The sequence below is a fragment of the Spiroplasma sp. ChiS genome, from assembly GCF_002968355.1.
GTDB classification, from domain to species: Bacteria; Bacillota_I; Bacilli_A; order Mycoplasmatales; family Mycoplasmataceae; genus Spiroplasma; species Spiroplasma citri.
This window is the reverse complement of sequence record NZ_PUUH01000116.1, coordinates 1-1,377: the sequence shown is the minus strand read 5'-3', so window position 1 is coordinate 1,377 and position 1,377 is coordinate 1. Positions and strand designations below refer to the sequence as shown.

Here is a 1,377-nt window from a genome sequence, read left to right as displayed (position 1 = left end):
TTTAAATGTACATCTTGATAACCATTTAATGCATAATGATTAATATGTCTAAAAATATATTCAGTTAATTCTTGTTTATTTTCTTCTTTAAATTTTTGAACATTATATGCTAAAATACTTTCATTTTTAAAATTCTCTCCGTTTAAAGGAAATTGAAATGTAATACTATTTACTCTATTTTTTACAATATCATTCATTATTCACCCTCCTTAATACTATTTACTCTATTTTTTACAATATCATTCATTATTCACCCTCCTTACTAGGTAATTTGTCATATTTAGAATTATCTTTTAAAATTAGAATATACTTTGATAATTGTTCTTCTGTTGGTTCTTCTTCATCTTTCAAAATCTTCTTTATATAATTGTTGTTCTTTTAACTCAGCAAGTTCTTTTTTAAGTGCTTCATTTTCTGCTTTAAGTGTTCGTATTTTGATATTAAGTACATCAATTTCTCATTTAATTGAATGAATGCGGCTATTAAGTACATCAATTAATTCTGTTATATTCATTATTCATCCTCCTCAATAACAGTTAATTGCTCTAATTGTTGCTTAGTCAAAGTTGATGTATTTATGTAATAATAATTAAAATTAGCATTTACTGATTTATGAATAATTTTACAATCCTTAAAAATTTCATAACCTTTAAAGTCTTTTATTTTTCCTTTAAAAATAATTGATTGTATACTTTTAACTTCAATTTTTAAATTATTATTATTATATATTTCAATTCAATCTTTTAATTTTTCTAACATTATTCATTCTCCTCAATAACAATTAATTGGTCTAATTGTTGTTTAGTGATTTTAATACCTTCTAAATCAGCACAAGATAAATTAACACCTCGTAAATCAGTATAAGATAAATTAGCATCTCGTAAACAAGCATATTCTAAATTAGAGCGTCTTAAATCAGCAAAAGATAAACTAGTATCTTTTAAATAAGCAAATCGTAAATTAGCATTAATTAACTTAGCCCATTGTAATTTAGCATCTTCTAAATCAGCAGATCGTAAATTAGCACGATATAAATCAGCATCTTCTAAATTAGCACCTTGTAAATCTAATTTTTCACTTGCTAAATATTCATTTATTTTTTGTTCTTCAACAGTTATTCCTGTTAAATCTTTAATTAAATCTTGTAATTTCTTCATTTTATAATTCCTCCAAATTCTTTTCCATAATTAATTTTTCAATATAGTCATAAGCACTTTCTTCTGAATGACATTCTTCTAATGCTTCATTAAATAAATCTTCTTCTGTATAAACTTTGCCATCTTCATCTTTTCACATACTATTTATTTACCTTTTTCATAAACTTTGCCATCTTCATCTTTTCACATACTATTTATTTACCTTTTTCATTCAATATCT

The 1,377-nt window shown here is 23.5% G+C and carries 5 protein-coding genes; all 5 read right to left on the bottom strand.

The genetic code is table 4. The features are described from left to right. A partial coding sequence (locus tag C6B38_RS03940) for a hypothetical protein (RefSeq protein WP_146693292.1) occupies positions 1-197 on the bottom strand: 197 nt, incomplete at its 3' end. An 89-nt stretch (positions 198-286) separates the two neighbouring features. Next, positions 287-514, bottom strand: a complete 228-nt coding sequence (locus C6B38_RS03935) for a hypothetical protein (RefSeq protein WP_105298732.1) — start codon at positions 512-514, stop codon at positions 287-289. Beyond that, a complete protein-coding gene (locus tag C6B38_RS03930) occupies positions 514-759 on the bottom strand; it encodes a hypothetical protein (RefSeq protein ID WP_105298731.1) in 246 nt (81 codons plus the stop codon). Before C6B38_RS03930 ends, C6B38_RS03935 begins: the two co-directional genes overlap by 1 nt. Further along, the gene (locus C6B38_RS03925) at positions 759-1,157 is read right to left on the bottom strand and encodes a pentapeptide repeat-containing protein (protein ID WP_105298730.1); all 399 of its coding nucleotides are present in this window, start codon (positions 1,155-1,157) and stop codon (positions 759-761) included. The genes C6B38_RS03930 and C6B38_RS03925 overlap by 1 nt, the downstream gene beginning before the upstream one ends. A 1-nt stretch (position 1,158) precedes the next feature. Further along, positions 1,159-1,296, bottom strand: coding sequence for a hypothetical protein (locus tag C6B38_RS09860; protein WP_162475848.1), 138 nt, complete (start codon positions 1,294-1,296; stop codon positions 1,159-1,161). Between the last annotated feature and the right edge of the window lie 81 nt (positions 1,297-1,377).